The sequence below is a fragment of the Globicatella sp. HMSC072A10 genome, from assembly GCF_001811625.1.
In the GTDB taxonomy this organism is placed as follows: Bacteria; Bacillota; Bacilli; order Lactobacillales; family Aerococcaceae; genus Globicatella; species Globicatella sanguinis.
Genome location: NZ_KV805691.1, coordinates 1 through 301 on the forward strand (window position 1 = coordinate 1; position 301 = coordinate 301).

Sequence of the window (301 nt, forward strand, 5' to 3'; positions counted from 1 at the left end):
AATAACACACGAAGTCGCCAGGCTTTTGGGACCATCGCTGGTTATTAATATTCAATAGAGTGAAGCCTGTCTTCATAATGACAGCTAAAGGCGATGAAGTGAATGCTTGATAGCGAGCAACGGCATGGTACTGGCGTCTAGCGAGACTGGATTGGCTATAGGGGATGTGCCTTCCTAAAGACCTCCAAATCCTCCCATGCCGCCGGAGGCTCGCTATCAAGGTTATCGGTTAAAATATGGAATCCATAAAATTGGGTTCAGAGAAATAGGAAAAAGTATGGTAGAGGAAAACCAACAATAA